Origin of the sequence: Enterobacter sp. 22452, assembly GCF_052045065.1 — a bacterium.
GTDB lineage: Bacteria > Pseudomonadota > Gammaproteobacteria > Enterobacterales > Enterobacteriaceae > Enterobacter > Enterobacter mori.
Genome location: NZ_JBQEOB010000001.1, coordinates 1 through 15,342 on the forward strand (window position 1 = coordinate 1; position 15,342 = coordinate 15,342).

Consider the following 15,342-nt stretch of genomic DNA (forward strand, 5'->3'; position numbering starts at 1 on the left):
GGTGGTCCCACCTGACCCCATGCCGAACTCAGAAGTGAAACGCCGTAGCGCCGATGGTAGTGTGGGGTCTCCCCATGTGAGAGTAGGGAACTGCCAGGCATCAAATTTAGTAGTAAGCCGGTGCATTAATCCGGTGGTTACAAGCAGTCTTCGGTGGAGCGGTAGTTCAGTCGGTTAGAATACCTGCCTGTCACGCAGGGGGTCGCGGGTTCGAGTCCCGTCCGTTCCGCCACTTATTAAAAGCCCTGAGCTAACGCTCAGAGCTTTTTTCTTATCTGCCGTTTAATTATTGCGGAATTAGCAAAAATCCTCTGCTTTCTGCGCTCTTTTTCTTCATAACACGACCCGCCATAATCTTCCTCAGTTTACGAACATAATGATTAACGAGGAATAAGATGACTATCCCTGCATTTGGTCTGGGCACTTTCCGCCTGAAAGACGACGTAGTAATTGCATCTGTAAAAACTGCACTTGAACTTGGCTATCGTACCGTTGATACGGCGCAGATTTATGAAAACGAAGCGGCTGTAGGCCAGGCGCTCGAAGAGAGCGGCGTACCGCGCAGCGACCTTTTCATCACCACCAAAATCTGGATTGAGAATCTCAGTAAAGATAAGCTGATCCCAAGCCTGAAAGAGAGCCTGAAAAAACTGCGTACTGACTATGTGGACCTGACGCTGGTTCACTGGCCATCACCGAATGATGCCGTCTCGGTGGAAGAATTCATGCAGGCGCTGCTGGAAGCGAAAAAGCAGCGCTTAACGCGTGAAATTGGTATCTCCAACTTTACTATCCCGCTGATGGAAAAAGCGATTGCTGCTGTTGGCGCAGAAAATATTGCGACCAACCAAATTGAACTGTCCCCATACCTGCAAAACCGCAAAGTGGTGGACTGGGCAAAACAGCACGATATCCATATTACTTCTTACATGACGCTGGCCTACGGTAAAGCGCTGAAAGATGAGGTGATTACCCGTATCGCGGAGAAACACAACGCGACAGCGGCCCAGGTGATCCTGGCATGGGCAATGGGTGAAGGTTATGCCGTGATCCCGTCCTCAACCAAGCGTGAAAACCTGGCAAGCAACCTGTTAGCACTGGATCTCAAGCTGGACGAAGATGATAAAAAAGCGATCGCGGCACTGGATTGCAACGATCGTCTGGTGAGCCCGGAAGGGTTAGCGCCGAACTGGGATTAATATTGACCCAACCCTCTGTATTCTAAAACCCTCGCACAGCTCCTTCGGGAGCTGTTTTTATATGTTCGCTCAGGAAGTCGATAAAGGCACGAATACGTGTACTGACGGCTCTGTCGCTGTAATAAACCGCGCTAAAAGGCATCTCTACCGGCAGACGTTTATCTGCCATCAGCTCCACAAGCTCTCCGCGTGCGATCTCTTTATCAATCATGTAATCAGACAAACAGGCGATACCATTTCCGGTAAGGCACAGCTGTTTTAGCGTTTCCCCACTGTTTGAGGATAATCCGCAGGTAATTTCATGAAGCTGACCATCATGACAGGCGACAGGCCAGGTATTTAGCGACACCGGTTCCGTAAAGCCCAGACACAGGTGTTGCGCCAGCTCTTCTACCGTTTCGGGCTTTCCATGCTCAGCAATATACTGCGGCGACGCGATGATTTTACGGTAGCTGGCAAAGAGGGGGCGAGCACGTAAGCTTGAATCAGTCAGGGTTCCCGCCCGGATCGCGACATCAACTTTGCGTTCAATAAGATTGATAAAGGTTTCGGAGGAGACCAGCGATAACGTCATCTCTGGATAACGTTCGCGGAAGGGCTTAATCAGCGGCATCAGAAAATGCAGAACCACAGGTGTTGCCGCATCGATACGCAGCAATCCACGCGGTGTGCTGCGCGATTCCATAATCTCTGTCTCCGCTGCGGCCATCTCCTGCAGGACGGACTGCACGCGGCGGAAATAACGCTCACCTTCTTCCGTGAGGCTCAGCTGTCGTGTTGTTCGGTTGAGCAAGCTCACCCCAAGCTTCATCTCCAGCTTTTTCACCGAGCGACTGATCGCGGAATTTGCCTGACCCAGCTGTTCCGCTGCGCGGCTAAAGCTACCGCTCTCGACGACGGCGACAAAGATTGTCAGCTCTTCCGAGGTTGCTTTCATTGTTGCACCACCTGCAAAATTCAATTGATATTTTGACCATTTTTGTTATTTAAGCACTGGCGCATACTTCCTGTCATCTTAATCCTGTAAAGACGGAGTATTTTATGCCACTGGCGCTACTTGCCCTCACGATCAGTGCCTTTGCGATAGGCACGACCGAGTTCGTTATTGTCGGACTGGTTCCTACCATCGCTAATCAACTTGCCATCTCGCTCCCTTCAGCGGGCTTGCTGGTGTCAATCTATGCGTTGGGTGTTGCTGTTGGTGCACCTGTACTGACCGCGCTGACAGGGCGTTTTCCGCGTAAACAGCTGTTAGTTGCCCTGATGGTGCTCTTCACCGCTGGCAACCTGCTGGCCTGGCAGGCGCCGGACTACACCACGCTGGTGATTGCCCGCCTTCTGACCGGCCTCGCGCATGGCGTGTTCTTCTCCATCGGTTCAACCATTGCAACCAGCCTGGTGCCTAAAGAGAAAGCCGCATCCGCTATCGCCATCATGTTTGGTGGATTAACCGTTGCGTTGGTCACTGGGGTGCCGTTAGGTACCTTTATTGGCCAACATTTTGGCTGGCGTGAAACTTTCCTGGCCGTATCACTGCTGGGCGTGATTGCCCTGGTCGCCAGTATGCTGTTGGTGCCATCTAATATCCCTGGCCGGGCGAGCGCAAGCCTGAGCGATCAGTTGAAGGTGCTCACGCATCCGCGTTTGCTGATCATTTACGCCGTTACGGCTCTTGGCTATGGCGGCGTGTTCACTGCTTTCACTTTCCTGGCACCCATGATGCAGGATCTAGCGGGCTTCTCCCCAACGGCGGTAAGCTGGATTTTGCTGGGCTACGGTATTTCTGTCGCGATTGGTAACATCTGGGGCGGCAAACTTGCGGATAAGCATGGTGCGGTACCGGCTCTTAAATTTATCTTCGCAGCGTTGGTTGTTCTGCTGATGATTTTCCAGTTCACCGCATCGATTCAGTACGCCGCGCTGATCACCGTGCTGGTTATGGGGATCTTCGCCTTTGGTAACGTGCCGGGCCTGCAGGTGTACGTGGTGCAAAAGGCCGAACTGTATACGCCAAATGCGGTAGATGTTGCATCGGGCCTGAATATTGCCGCATTCAATATTGGTATCGCGATCGGTTCCATCGTAGGCGGACAAACCGTAGAACACTTCGGGTTAACCCAAACGCCGTGGATTGGTGCGGTCATTGTACTTGTCGCTTTCCTGCTGATTGGCCTCAGTGGACGGCTTGATAAACCGGCTCGCGTGGCGCTTGGGTAAGTAGCAGTAAGTGCTTGCTTACAAAACTGGAAAGCGGTTTCTCAGTAATTGCGTTGAAAGTATGACCTAAAATCCCTATAACATTAGAACCAGTCCGTTTTTCCGGGCTGGTTCACGTTATAGAGGCCGTTTCCAAAAGTGCGAAAAAATACCTATGCCATGCGTTATGTTGCCGGAATGCCCGCGGAGAGGATCTTGCCTCCGGGGTCGTTTGCGAGCCTTAGCCAGGCATTGCCAGCCGGTACACCCTTAAGCAGTGACGAAAAAATCCGGGTACTGGTCTGGAACATCTTCAAGCAGCAGCGCGCGGAGTGGTTGTCCGTCCTGAAGAATTTCGGTAAAGATGCGCATCTGGTTCTCTTGCAAGAGGCACAAACCACGCCGGAGCTGGTCAGGTTTGCAACGACTAACTATCTTGCCGCCGATCAGGTCCCTGCGTTCGTCTTACCGCAGCACCCCTCTGGGGTGATGACTCTGTCAGCCGCGCATCCGGTCTATTGCTGCCCGCTGCGTGAACGTGAGCCGATTTTGCGCCTGGCCAAGTCGGCGCTGGTGACGGTCTATCCGTTACCGGATACGCGCCTGTTGATGGTGGTAAACATCCATGCGGTAAACTTTAGCCTGGGGGTGGATGTGTATAGTAAGCAGTTACTCCCAATTGGTGATCAGATAGCTCATCACAGCGGGCCGATCATTATGGCCGGGGACTTTAATGCCTGGAGCCGCCCGCGCATGAATGCGTTGTACCGCTTTGCGCGCGAAATGTCGCTGCGTGAGGTCCGTTTTAGCGACGATCAGCGCAAGAAAGCGTTTGGTCGTCCTCTCGATTTTGTCTTCTATCGTGGTTTGAATGTGCATGATGCCTCCGTTCTGGTGACGCGCGCTTCCGATCACAATCCTCTACTCGTTGAATTCAGTCCCGGCAAACCTGATAAATAATGGTGCGTCAGGTCTGCCGTGGGGCAGGCCTCTGCGGGTACTGCCCTTTATTTTTTAACCAACAAAAGGACAGTACGATGACAACAACAACACACACCCATCATGACCACGTAGAAAAACAGTTTGGTTCTCAGGCAAGTGCTTATCTGAGCAGCGCCGTGCATGCGTCTGGGCGCGATCTGGTGCGTCTCGGGGAGCGTCTGGCAGCATTCCCACAGGCACACGTGCTGGATTTAGGGTGTGGAGCAGGGCATGCCAGCTTTACGGCCGCACAGCAGGTGGCACAGGTGACCGCGTATGATTTATCCAGCCAGATGCTCGAGGTGGTCGCAGAAGCTGCAAAAGCCAAAGGGCTGAACAACGTGGCTACGCGCCAGGGCTACGCCGAATCTTTGCCTTTCGACGATGCGTCGTTTGATGTGGTCATTAGCCGCTACTCCGCCCACCACTGGCATGATGTCGGCCAGGCCTTACGGGAAGTGAAGCGTGTATTGAAGCCGGGAGGCGTCTTCATCATTATGGACGTCATGTCCCCGGGTCATCCGGTGCGGGATATCTGGCTGCAAACGGTTGAAGCGCTGCGCGACACTTCCCACGTGCAGAACTACTCCAGCGGTCAATGGTTATCGCTGATAACGGAGGCCGGGTTGATTTCCCGCTCACTGATAACAGACCGCTTGCCGCTGGAATACAGCTCCTGGATCGCTCGTATGCGCACGCCTGAAGCGCTGAGCCGGGCGATTCGTATATATCAGGAAAGCGCATCTGCGGAAGTGAAGGCTTACTTTGAACTGCAGGAAGATGGCTCGTTCACCAGCGACACCATTATGGCTGAAGCGCAAAAGGCGGGTTAAAACAAAAAAGGCACCGAGGGGAATCGGTGCCTTTTTATCTCAGGAATGTCTCATCAGGAATCTGGCGTCGCGCTGTTTTTCACAAACAGCGTTAGCTGGTCACCCGGTTGCAGATTGTCAGTATCATTATTCCAGCGCATCACATCTTTGATGTTCACGCCGTGACGTTTTGCGATACTGGACAGCGAATCACCCTTACGAACGCGATAGGTAATACTGTCGCTGTTCCTGGCAAGACGCTGTGCGCTGCTACCCGCACCCACCGTCAGAGTTTGGCCCACTTTCAGACCGGAGCTGCGCAGGTTATTCCACTGCTGCAGATCTTTCGCATTCACGCCAAGACGTGATGCAATGCCCGAAAGCGTATCACCTGAACGCACCTTATAGCTGCGGCTGGAAACGGGAGACGTATCGGCGATCAGCGTAGACTGAACGGCGGCAATCTCACCAGAAGCCAGAGACTCACGTAATTGTTCAGCATGCTTCTGCGGAACCATCACATACCGTGGGCCATTTGCTCCCAGGGTTGAGCCTTTAACGCCTGCGTTAAAGGTTTTCAGTTTACTGACCGACATACCCGTCATATCGGCAACCTGTTGAATATCAACCGGGCTGCTGAGGCGAACGCGCGCCAGTGCACGACTTTCGTCTGGTGTTGGCAGTTGCACACCGTAACGCTTGCTGTTCTTGAGAATATCGCTCAGGGCCAGCATCTTCGGTACGTAAACCTTGGTTTCCTGTGGCAGTGAGAGCGACCAGAAATCGGTAGATTTACCACGCGCTCTGTTCGCTTTCATTGCCTTCAGTACACGACCTTCGCCGCTGTTATACGCTGCGACCGTTAACAACCAGTCACCGTCAAACATCTTGTTCAGACGTTCCATCATGTCGAGAGCGGCTGTCGTTGAAGCGACAACATCACGACGCGCATCATAGCTGCGGGTCTGTTTCAAACCATAATTGCGCCCAGTGCTCGGAATGATCTGCCAAATGCCTGCGGCATTGGCGCCAGACGTTGCGTGTGGGTCAAAAGCGCTCTCCACTATGGGTAGGAGTACCAGCTCCATAGGCATGTTACGTTTCTTAACTTGCCCGGCTATCCAGTACATATACGGCTCTGCCCGTAACGTTACATCGTGGAGATAGCTCTTATTTCTTAAATACTTCTGCTTCTGTTCGCGAATCCGGCTGTTTTCCGGAATTCCCATCTTTAGCTCGTCGCCAATAGAGGCCCACAAGTCTTGTTCCTGCGCGAAAGTTGTCCCATCGTCCAACCAGCGCGCCTGACTTGTAAACTTCCCTGCTTCCCCTTGACCAGCTGCAGAAAGGCTCTGTGCGTGCTGTTGTACGTTGCTGCCATTTTGCGACTGGCAACCTACAAGCAGGACAGAGGCGAGTAATATCGCTTTTGCCTTCATGTGTGTGTCAATAGTTGCTTAAAAGACGAGCGATGATAACGGCGAAATTTTGAAAAGGCAACCCGCAATTATCTGAAGTTATCTTTCTTTGACCTTAACCATGCAAAACGCTGCTCTGGTTGTTGCAACTTTGTTTCTTGGTTAATTTTATTAATTAAATCAATATCATCAGTTCGTAAAAATAAATTTATTTCTCGCTCGTTTTTCAGAATAACGGGTAGTGTTTTTTGGTTTTTTGCACGTAACTCCTTCACTTTCTGGTAATAATCTAAAATCGCCAGATCGTCCGGCAAAACGCTCGCGGCAAACTTCATATTTCCTAATGTATACTCATGCGCACAACAAATGAGGGTATCGTCAGGCAATGCGTTAATCTTCTGTAATGACTGATACATCTGGGCTGGCGTCCCTTCGAACAGCCTTCCACAGCCGCCTGAAAAGAGTGTGTCACCGCAAAATAGATAAGGTTTGCTGTAGAAACACAGATGTCCAGAAGTGTGACCTGGCGTAGCAAATACGGAAAATTCGTATCCCAGTATGAGGATATTTTCGCCTTCTTCGACTACTTGCGTCGTACCTTTATCTTGTGTTTCAACCGGTCCATACACCACAAGATGCGGGAAGGTCGCCACAAGATCGGGAACGCCGCCCACGTGATCGTTATGGTGATGAGTAAGAAGGATGGCCTGGGGATGCCAGCCATTTTCTTCGATTGCCTGCAAAACCGGCGCGGATTCACCCGGATCGACAATGATACATCTGCGATCGTCATCGACTAATACCCAGATGTAATTGTCCTGAAAGGCTGGAATACTGATAAGATTCATACATTACCTCTAACTGCGTGGCGGATGTGTTGATGAAACCGGCAAGGATACCTCAGACTGTCGCAGCACCGGAACGTTGGGCTGACCTGCCCTGGGGTGAGTACTATCGCGAGGCGTTAGAACAGCAGCTTAAGCCGTGGCTCGCGAAAATGTATGGCTTTCACCTGCTTAAGATTGGCAATCTCAGCGCGGAAATCAATACCGAAAGCTGCGCTATCTCGCATCAGGTCAACGTTTCGCTCGCGGGATTGCCTGTTCAGGTGAAAGCAGACCCGCTGCATTTACCCTTTGCCGAAAAATCCGTTGATGCTTGTCTGCTGGCGCATACGTTGCCCTGGTGCAGCGATCCCCATCGCCTGCTGCGCGAAGCTGACCGTGTGCTGATTGATGATGGCTGGCTAATACTCAGCGGTTTCAATCCACTGAGCCTGATGGGGCTGCGCAAGCTCGTCCCGGTTTTACGTCGCACCCCGCCGTATAACAGCCGCATGTTCACGATGATGCGCCAGCTGGACTGGCTTTCACTGCTTAACTTTGAGGTGCTCGGCTACGGGGGGTTTCAGGTACTGCCCTGGTCACGGCAGGGGGGCGTTGTGCTGAGTACCCATTTGCCCGCCCTGGGCTGTATGCAGTTTATCGTGGCGCGTAAGCGAACAATCCCTTTGACGCTGAATCCGATGAAGCAAAGCAAATCGAAAACGCAAATTCGTCAGACCGTCGGCGCAACGCGGCAGTACCGGAAGCCCTGATCAGGATTCAGGCTGGTAGCCCGCATCCTCATGTGCGGGATTGGACGCAGCCGCACGAGCCAGTTCGTCGCAGCGTTCGTTCTCTGGGTGACCTGCGTGGCCTTTTACCCATTCCCACTTGATTTGGTGCTGGCCTAAGGCCGCATCCAGACGCTTCCAGAGGTCGACATTCTTGACCGGTTTTTTATCTGCCGTTTTCCAGCCGCGCTTTTTCCAGTTATGGATCCACTGGGTGATGCCCTGGCGCACGTATTGGCTGTCGGTGCTCAGCACCACGTCGCAATGTTCCTTTAAGGCTTCCAGCGCCACAATGGCCGCCATCAACTCCATGCGGTTGTTGGTGGTGAGAAAATAGCCTTCACTAAAAGTTTTTTCGTGCTGGCGATAACGCATAATCGCGCCATAACCGCCCGGGCCCGGATTGCCGAGACAAGATCCATCGGTGAAAATTTCTACCTGTTTACGCATCTCTGGTAGACTTCCTGTATTCGAAACGTTCAGTTAAACGATAAGTCTGACATAAATGACCGCTATGAGCACTGCAATTACTCGCCAGATTGTTCTTGATACCGAAACCACCGGTATGAACCAGATCGGCGCACACTATGAAGGGCACAAGATCATCGAGATCGGTGCTGTTGAAGTGGTGAACCGTCGTCTAACGGGCAACAACTTTCATGTTTACCTCAAACCTGACCGGCTGGTGGACCCGGAAGCGTTCGGCGTTCACGGTATTGCGGATGAGTTCTTGCTGGATAAACCGACCTTTGCAGACGTCGCGGATGAATTCCTTGAGTACATCAAAGGTGCAGAACTCGTCATCCATAACGCATCGTTCGATATAGGCTTTATGGATTATGAATTCAGCAAGCTTAATCGTGATATTCCGAAGACCAACACGTTCTGTAAAGTGACGGACAGTCTGGCGCTGGCGAGGAAGATGTTTCCCGGCAAGCGTAACAGCCTCGATGCACTCTGCTCGCGCTATGAAATAGACAACACTAAGCGAACGCTGCACGGCGCATTGCTCGATGCCCAGATCCTGGCGGATGTTTATCTGACGATGACCGGCGGTCAGACGTCGATGAAATTCAGTATGGAAAATGAGTCCCAGCAGACGCGGGACGCAGGGGGCATTCAGCGCGTTGTGCGTCAGGCGAGTCGTTTGCGGGTTGTTTTAGCCAGCGATGAAGAGCTGCTTAACCATGAATCCCGTCTCGATCTTGTGCAGAAGAAGGGCGGAAGCTGCATGTGGCGCGCCTGAAAAGGGGCCGGAACGTTTGTTAAATCACCGTTTGGGTGATTTTTGCAGCAAACGATTCAAAACGTGAGAAAAAGCGTTGACGAGTCCAGAGGCAAACCGTAATATGCGCCTCGTTCCCCAAGCGGGAACAGTGGAGCGGTAGTTCAGTCGGTTAGAATACCTGCCTGTCACGCAGGGGGTCGCGGGTTCGAGTCCCGTCCGTTCCGCCACTATTCAGAAGGCCTGAATCAGAAATGATTCAGGCCTTCGTCGTTTCAGCTTTTTAAATTCCCCCCCCCCCTCATTTTTATTAACGAAAAGTTAAATTACATTGTGCAATTAATTAACATATGCACAACATTAGTGCGTTATCTGCACTGTTCTTGTGCATTTAATCTGCTTGTGCCGCTTCTGACGTCAGTCAGGGTGTTTCTTTTTGTAAATATAAATCACGAAAAATCATCCTCTTACCTCCTGCTTTCTAAAAACTTTTCGAACCAATTATGTATTGGTTCGTTTGTTGCTTAATCATTAGCACGATAAGCGTCATTTCATATCAATAACTTATCGTTAATAAAAATAAAGTCATGATGAAAGCGAGCGAACCAATATGGAAAAACCGTCACGGTTTCTGGCCAATTCCAGCACCGCGCTTGAGCAGCTGCGCGGGCTGATCAACCAGCACGAGTCAACACCAGGCATTCCGCTGCCCACGGAACGTGAGCTGTCGGATACTCTCGGCGTAGGGCGACGTGAAGTCCGTCGTGCGCTGGACGTGCTGGAAGAAGAGGGGCGTATCTGGCGAAAGCAGGGGAAAGGGACCTTTATTGGCCCGGCAGCCCCTGTAGAACCTCTGGCCCTTCAGGGATTGGTTCAGCAGACTAACCTGCTGGAAGTGATGGAAGCTCGTCTACAGCTTGAACCCGGCTTAGCCCGGCTTGCGGCACTGCGTGCCACCAGGGAAAACCTCGCGCTCATGCAGCGCATGCTGGAACGCATTGATAAGGTCAGCCCGGATGACCGCGATCTCAACGAACTGTGGGATAGCGCCTTTCATCGCGCCATTGCCGAAGCCGCAGGCAACCGCCTGATGCTCGGGCTTTTTGATGCGATTGATGCCGTCCGCCGGGAACCCGGCTGGCAGCATCTGCGTGAACTTGCCCGCACGCCTGAACGTGTCGACAGCTACAACGACCACCATCACAAGATCATGTCCGCGATTATCCATCGTCAGCCTAATGAAGCAGCCGCCGCGATGCGCGAGCACCTGCTCAGCCTGCAGGCCGCGCTAATTCAGGCGATCCACCTTGAGGACGATTTCACGCTATGACGACCATACCCTTTAAGGACGCCACGCCCGTACTACGGCTGAATGATCTCAACGTCAGGTTTTCCGGCTCGCCGGTGAGCGTGCTTGACGGCATTTCCCTGACGGTCAAAGCGGGCGAAACGCTGGCGCTGGTAGGGGAGTCCGGCTGCGGAAAAAGTATCACCTCATTAGCGCTGATGGGGTTACTGCCCGCCAGCGCGCAGATTGTCAGCGGTGAGATGCAGTTTCGCCGTCATGACCTGCGCAAGCTCTCGCCGCGGGAATATGCCGATCTGCGCGGCAGCGAGCTGGCGATGATTTTCCAGGAGCCCATGACCTCGCTCAATCCGGCGTTTACGCTGGGCGATCAGCTCAGCGAAGCGGTCATACGCCACCAGAACGTTTCGCGCGCCGAGGCGATGAAGGTCGCGCTGCAGATCCTCGAGAAGGTGCAGATCCCGGCGGCAGAGATGCGCCTCAGAGCCTATCCGCATCAGCTCTCCGGCGGCATGCGCCAGCGGGTGATGATTGCGATGGCGCTGATCAACCACCCTAAACTGCTGATTGCTGATGAACCCACCACTGCGCTCGACGTCACCATCCAGGCGCAAATCCTCGCCTTGCTCAACACCCTGAAAGCGGAAACCGGCACGGCGGTGCTGATGATCACCCACGATTTAGGCGTGGTGGCGGAAGTCGCCCAGCAGGTCGCGGTGATGTATGCCGGGCAGGTGGTGGAGCAGGGCAGCGTTGAGGCGATATTCGCCGACCCGCAGCATCCGTACACCATCGGCCTGATGGGCTCGATTCCTTCTCTTGGGGCGCGTAAAGGGCAACTCTCCACCATTCCCGGCGCGGTACCGCTGCCGGAATCCATGCCTGAAGGCTGCCGTTTCGCAACGCGCTGCCCGTTTGCACAGACGCGCTGCCACGCTGAAAAACCGCAGCTTACTACGCTCGGCGCGGGCCACCAGGTTGCCTGCTTCCGCGTGCCGCTCGAACAGCACATTGCCCTGGGAGAAATCGCATGACCATCCCCATTCTTGAAGCCCGCGACCTGAGTAAACGCTTTCCCGGTCCGAAAAAGCTCTTTACCCCGGCACGCTTTGTCACGGCGGTCGATCGCGTCTCACTTTCGGTGATGCCGGGCGAAACGCTGGCGATTGTCGGCGAGTCCGGCTCCGGGAAATCTACCCTCGGACGTCTGCTGCTGCGCCTGCTGGCCGCCAGCGAAGGGCGCGTGTTTTATCAAGGGGAGGAGATCACCGACGCCTCCGGTGCCCGTCTTAACCAGCTCCGGCGCGAGCTGCAGATTATCTTTCAGGATCCTTTCGCCTCGCTGAACCCGCGCATGACGGTGGAGCAGATTGTCGGTGAGCCGCTGTGGCTGCATCAGAACATGATAAAAGCGGACCGCCAGTACCGCGTCGCCGAACTGCTTAAAACCGTTGGTCTGCCTGCCGCCTGGGCCGGGCGCTACCCGCACGAGTTTTCCGGCGGGCAGCGCCAGCGTATCGGCATTGCGCGCGCGCTGGCCTCGGGACCGAAGCTGCTGCTGGGCGATGAGCCGGTATCCGCGCTGGACGTCTCCGTTCAGGCGCAGGTGGTCAACCTGCTGGAAAGCCTGAAGCACCAGCTGGGGCTGACGATGGTGATTGTCGCCCACGGTCTGGCGGTGATCCGCCATATGAGCGATCGCGTGGCGGTCATGTACCTTGGGCAAATCGTCGAGCTTGCCAGCGTCGATGAGATCTTCGACGCACCGCTGCACCCCTATACCCAGGCGCTGATTGCCTCTGCACCGCAAATGCAGCCGGGCGTTGAGCGCGATGCGCCGCTGCTGCAGGGGGATCTGCCCAACCCGGCCAGTCCGCCGTCCGGCTGCCGTTTCCACACCCGCTGCCCGTACGTTACCGATGAATGCCGCCAGGTCGAGCCGATTAATCAGGTGCTCGACGGGGGGCGTCAGGTTGCCTGCCACCGCTGGCAGGAGATCAACCGCGATCGCAGCGTTATCCAGATTGCTCCGCCATCCGCCGCTTTCCTGCGCCGCCGCGCGCTGTTTGAACACGCGGCCACTCACTCGTCCCTTCCTTCAAGGAACTCATGATAATGACAATGCCTAATTCTCTTTTGACCGTACTGGGAAGTGTTATGTTGCTTGGCGCGGCGCTGCCCGCCCATTCTGAAAGCGTGCTGCGAATCGGTCTGGGCGCTGACCCGGACATGCTCGACCCGCACCTGGCGCGCACCTACTATGGCCGCTTCGTGTTTGCCTCCCTGTGCGACAGGCTGGTGGACGTGGATGAAAACCTGAAGGTCGTCCCCGGTCTGGCTAAAGACTGGGCGTGGAGTGAGGACGGTAAAACCCTGACGCTCAATCTGCGCGACGGGGTCACCTTCCACGACGGTGAGAAATTCGATGCCGCCGCTGCAAAATACAACCTCGACCGCGCCCTGACCCTGAAAGGCTCCCTGCGTAAAAGCGAGATCTCCTCCGTTGAATCTGTCGAGGTCACCGGCCCGATGCAGATTGCGCTGCACCTGAAAACGCCGGATGCCGCGCTGCTGATGCAGCTCACCGACCGCGCCGGGGCAATGATGGCACCTGAAGCGGCGAAAAAGCCTGACTTTGCCGCCCACCCGGTCTGCTCCGGCCCGTATAAATTCGACAGCCGTGTGTCCCAGGACCGCATCGTTCTGACCCGCTTCGACAACTACTGGAACAAAGGCGCTTACCACTTCGACAAAATTATCTATCTGCCGATCCCGGATGCCTCCGTGCGCCTCGCGAACCTCCGCGCGGGCGATCTTGATCTGACCGAAGGCATCGCCGCCAGCGACGTTAAAACCGTCGAAGCCGACAGCAAGCTGGCGCTGGCGAAGGTGACCGGTCTGGGCTATCAGGGCATCACCTTTAACATCAACAACGGCAAGGTACCGGCGAACGATCCGTTCAAGGACGCTCGCGTGCGCGAGGCGTTTTCTCAGGCCATCGACCGCGATGCGTTAAACCAGGTGGTCTTTGAGGGGCTCTACACCCCGGCCAACCAGGCGTTTTCACCGGTCAGCCCATATCACGTTAACCTGCCGGTCCCGCCGCGTGACGTCGACAAAGCCAAAGCGCTGCTGAAAGCTGCAGGCGTCACCACGCCGCTGACCGTCAACCTGCTGGTGCCGAACAACCCAACCTCGCAGCAGGTGGGTCAGGTATTGCAGGCGATGGTCGCCGAGGCCGGTTTCACCCTGAACCTGCAAATGACCGAATTTGCCACGCTGCTGGATCGCCAGCAGAGCGGTGACTATCAGCTGAGCTTCTCCGGCTGGTCGGGACGCCCGGATCCGGACGGCAGCATCTACGGCTTTATCAACAGCAAAGGCACCCTGAACGACGGCCGCTACAGCAATGCGCAGGTGGATGAGTGGCTGACCCAGGCGCGCCAGAGCACCGACCAGGCCGCACGCCAGCCGCTGTACGACAAGGTGGTTAAGCAGCTGCAGACCGATATGCCGATTGCCTACCTCTACTTCGAGCCGCGCATTTTTGGCCTGAACAAAAGCGTGCAGGGCTTTAAGCCGTACCCGGACGGCATCGTGCGTCTGGCCGGTTTGACGCTGGCGAAATAAACGTCCTGAGGAGAACCCATGCTGGAACTGATTTGCAAACGTCTGCTGCTGGCCGTCCCGACGCTATTGCTGGTGAGCATGATGGTGTTCGGGCTGCAAAAGCTGCTGCCCGGCGACCCGCTGATCGCCATGGCCGGGGAGGAGCGCGATCCGGCCGTCATCGCCCAGCTGCGCGCGGAACTGAACCTCGATGCGCCGATCCCCGTGCAGTATTTCCACTGGCTGACGCGGGCGCTGCAGGGCGATCTGGGCGTCTCCTTACGCACGCATGAACCGGTGACGCAGCTCATCGCCAGCAAGCTGCCGGTTACGCTGGAGCTGTCGCTGCTGGCGATGATTATCGCGCTGGTGTTTGGCATCAGCATGGGGATCCTTGCGGCGGTGAACAAAAACAGCTGGGTCGATCACGGGGCGAACTTCGTGGCGATCTCGGGGATCTCGATCCCGCACTTCTGGCTGGGGATCCTGCTGATTCTGGTCTTTTCGGTAAACCTGCAGTGGCTACCCGCGTCCGGCTACGTGCCGTTCAGTGAAGATCCGCTCCAGAACCTGCGCACGCTGCTGCTGCCCGCGTCAGTGCTCGGAACGGGGCTCGCGGCAACGCTGATGCGCCACACCCGCGCCTCGATGATTGCGGTACTGAAGGCGGACTACATCCGCACCGCGCGGGCGAAAGGGCTGCTGCCGAAGGCGGTGATCCTGAAGCACGCGTTCCGCAACGCGCTGGTGCCGGTGATCACCCTCACCACGCTGCTGTTCGGCGAGCTGCTGGGCGGCGCGGTGCTGACCGAGCAGGTCTTCACCATTCCGGGCTTTGGCAAGATGATCGTCGACTCGGTTTTCAACCGTGACTACGCGGTGGTGCAGGGCGTGGTGCTGATCGTGGCGATTGGCTTCCTGATGCTCAACCTGCTGGCCGACGTGCTCTACGTCCTTATCAACCCGAAAATGCGAGGTTAA

General features: G+C 55.1%; 15 protein-coding genes, 2 tRNA genes and 1 rRNA gene. 14 read left to right on the plus strand and 4 right to left on the minus strand.

Annotation, left to right across the window (positions count from 1 at the left end):
• From rrf to dkgB, 3 genes are all read left to right on the plus strand, one after another.
• A 5S ribosomal RNA gene (gene rrf, locus ACTJJA_RS00005) occupies positions 1-99 on the plus strand; the annotation flags it as partial.
• A gap of 56 nt (positions 100-155) precedes the next feature.
• Positions 156-232 (plus strand) — tRNA-Asp (locus ACTJJA_RS00010).
• Between the two features lie 163 nt (positions 233-395).
• The gene (gene dkgB / locus ACTJJA_RS00015) at positions 396-1,199 is read left to right on the plus strand and encodes a 2,5-didehydrogluconate reductase DkgB (RefSeq protein WP_440665480.1); all 804 of its coding nucleotides are present in this window, start codon (positions 396-398) and stop codon (positions 1,197-1,199) included.
• 22 nt (positions 1,200-1,221) lie between these two features.
• Here dkgB and yafC read toward each other — a convergent pair whose 3' ends face one another.
• Positions 1,222-2,136, minus strand: coding sequence for a DNA-binding transcriptional regulator YafC (yafC, locus tag ACTJJA_RS00020; protein WP_089600674.1), 915 nt, complete (start codon positions 2,134-2,136; stop codon positions 1,222-1,224).
• Positions 2,137-2,240: 104 nt separating this feature from the next.
• Between yafC and ACTJJA_RS00025 the strand changes: the two genes are divergently transcribed.
• The 3 genes from ACTJJA_RS00025 to ACTJJA_RS00035 all read left to right on the plus strand — a co-directional run bounded on the left by ACTJJA_RS00025 (position 2,241) and on the right by ACTJJA_RS00035 (position 5,209).
• Positions 2,241-3,416, plus strand: a complete 1,176-nt coding sequence (locus tag ACTJJA_RS00025; protein ID WP_089600675.1) for an MFS transporter — start codon at positions 2,241-2,243, stop codon at positions 3,414-3,416.
• Between the two features lie 138 nt (positions 3,417-3,554).
• The gene (locus tag ACTJJA_RS00030; protein WP_042717509.1) at positions 3,555-4,355 is read left to right on the plus strand and encodes an endonuclease/exonuclease/phosphatase family protein; all 801 of its coding nucleotides are present in this window, start codon (positions 3,555-3,557) and stop codon (positions 4,353-4,355) included.
• 77 nt (positions 4,356-4,432) lie between these two features.
• Positions 4,433-5,209: a class I SAM-dependent methyltransferase gene (locus ACTJJA_RS00035; RefSeq protein WP_440665483.1), complete on the plus strand. Its 777-nt coding sequence runs from the start codon at positions 4,433-4,435 to the stop codon at positions 5,207-5,209.
• Between the two features lie 53 nt (positions 5,210-5,262).
• On the opposite strand, the gene mltD is transcribed toward ACTJJA_RS00035, so the two are convergent.
• Positions 5,263-6,627, minus strand: coding sequence for a murein transglycosylase D (mltD, locus tag ACTJJA_RS00040; protein WP_089600679.1), 1,365 nt, complete (start codon positions 6,625-6,627; stop codon positions 5,263-5,265).
• Between the two features lie 68 nt (positions 6,628-6,695).
• The gene (gloB, locus tag ACTJJA_RS00045; protein ID WP_440665485.1) at positions 6,696-7,454 is read right to left on the minus strand and encodes a hydroxyacylglutathione hydrolase; all 759 of its coding nucleotides are present in this window, start codon (positions 7,452-7,454) and stop codon (positions 6,696-6,698) included.
• A 32-nt stretch (positions 7,455-7,486) separates the two neighbouring features.
• On the opposite strand from gloB, the gene ACTJJA_RS00050 reads away from it, so the two are divergent.
• Positions 7,487-8,203 carry a class I SAM-dependent methyltransferase gene (locus ACTJJA_RS00050; protein ID WP_010426636.1) on the plus strand — a complete coding sequence of 239 codons (717 nt, stop codon included), beginning with the start codon at positions 7,487-7,489 and terminating at the stop codon, positions 8,201-8,203.
• On the opposite strand, the gene rnhA is transcribed toward ACTJJA_RS00050, so the two are convergent.
• Entirely contained in the window at positions 8,204-8,671 is a 468-nt protein-coding gene (gene rnhA / locus ACTJJA_RS00055) for a ribonuclease HI (protein WP_010426635.1), read from the minus strand.
• A gap of 64 nt (positions 8,672-8,735) precedes the next feature.
• Between rnhA and dnaQ the strand changes: the two genes are divergently transcribed.
• From dnaQ to ACTJJA_RS00090, 7 genes are all read left to right on the plus strand, one after another.
• On the plus strand, positions 8,736-9,467 hold the full coding sequence (dnaQ, locus tag ACTJJA_RS00060; RefSeq protein ID WP_172411142.1) for a DNA polymerase III subunit epsilon: 732 nt from the start codon (positions 8,736-8,738) through the stop codon (positions 9,465-9,467).
• Between the two features lie 132 nt (positions 9,468-9,599).
• Positions 9,600-9,676, plus strand: a tRNA-Asp gene (locus tag ACTJJA_RS00065).
• A 380-nt stretch (positions 9,677-10,056) separates the two neighbouring features.
• Positions 10,057-10,776, plus strand: coding sequence for a FadR/GntR family transcriptional regulator (locus ACTJJA_RS00070; RefSeq protein ID WP_010427872.1), 720 nt, complete (start codon positions 10,057-10,059; stop codon positions 10,774-10,776).
• Entirely contained in the window at positions 10,773-11,786 is a 1,014-nt protein-coding gene (locus tag ACTJJA_RS00075) for an ABC transporter ATP-binding protein (RefSeq protein WP_440665488.1), read from the plus strand. Before ACTJJA_RS00070 ends, ACTJJA_RS00075 begins: the two co-directional genes overlap by 4 nt.
• Positions 11,783-12,865 (plus strand): ABC transporter ATP-binding protein, encoded by a 1,083-nt coding sequence (locus tag ACTJJA_RS00080; RefSeq protein ID WP_440665490.1) that lies wholly within the window; start codon positions 11,783-11,785, stop codon positions 12,863-12,865. The genes ACTJJA_RS00075 and ACTJJA_RS00080 overlap by 4 nt, the downstream gene beginning before the upstream one ends.
• 2 nt (positions 12,866-12,867) lie before the next feature.
• The gene (locus tag ACTJJA_RS00085) at positions 12,868-14,382 is read left to right on the plus strand and encodes an ABC transporter substrate-binding protein (protein WP_440665492.1); all 1,515 of its coding nucleotides are present in this window, start codon (positions 12,868-12,870) and stop codon (positions 14,380-14,382) included.
• A gap of 18 nt (positions 14,383-14,400) precedes the next feature.
• On the plus strand, positions 14,401-15,342 hold the full coding sequence (locus tag ACTJJA_RS00090; protein ID WP_008500268.1) for an ABC transporter permease: 942 nt from the start codon (positions 14,401-14,403) through the stop codon (positions 15,340-15,342).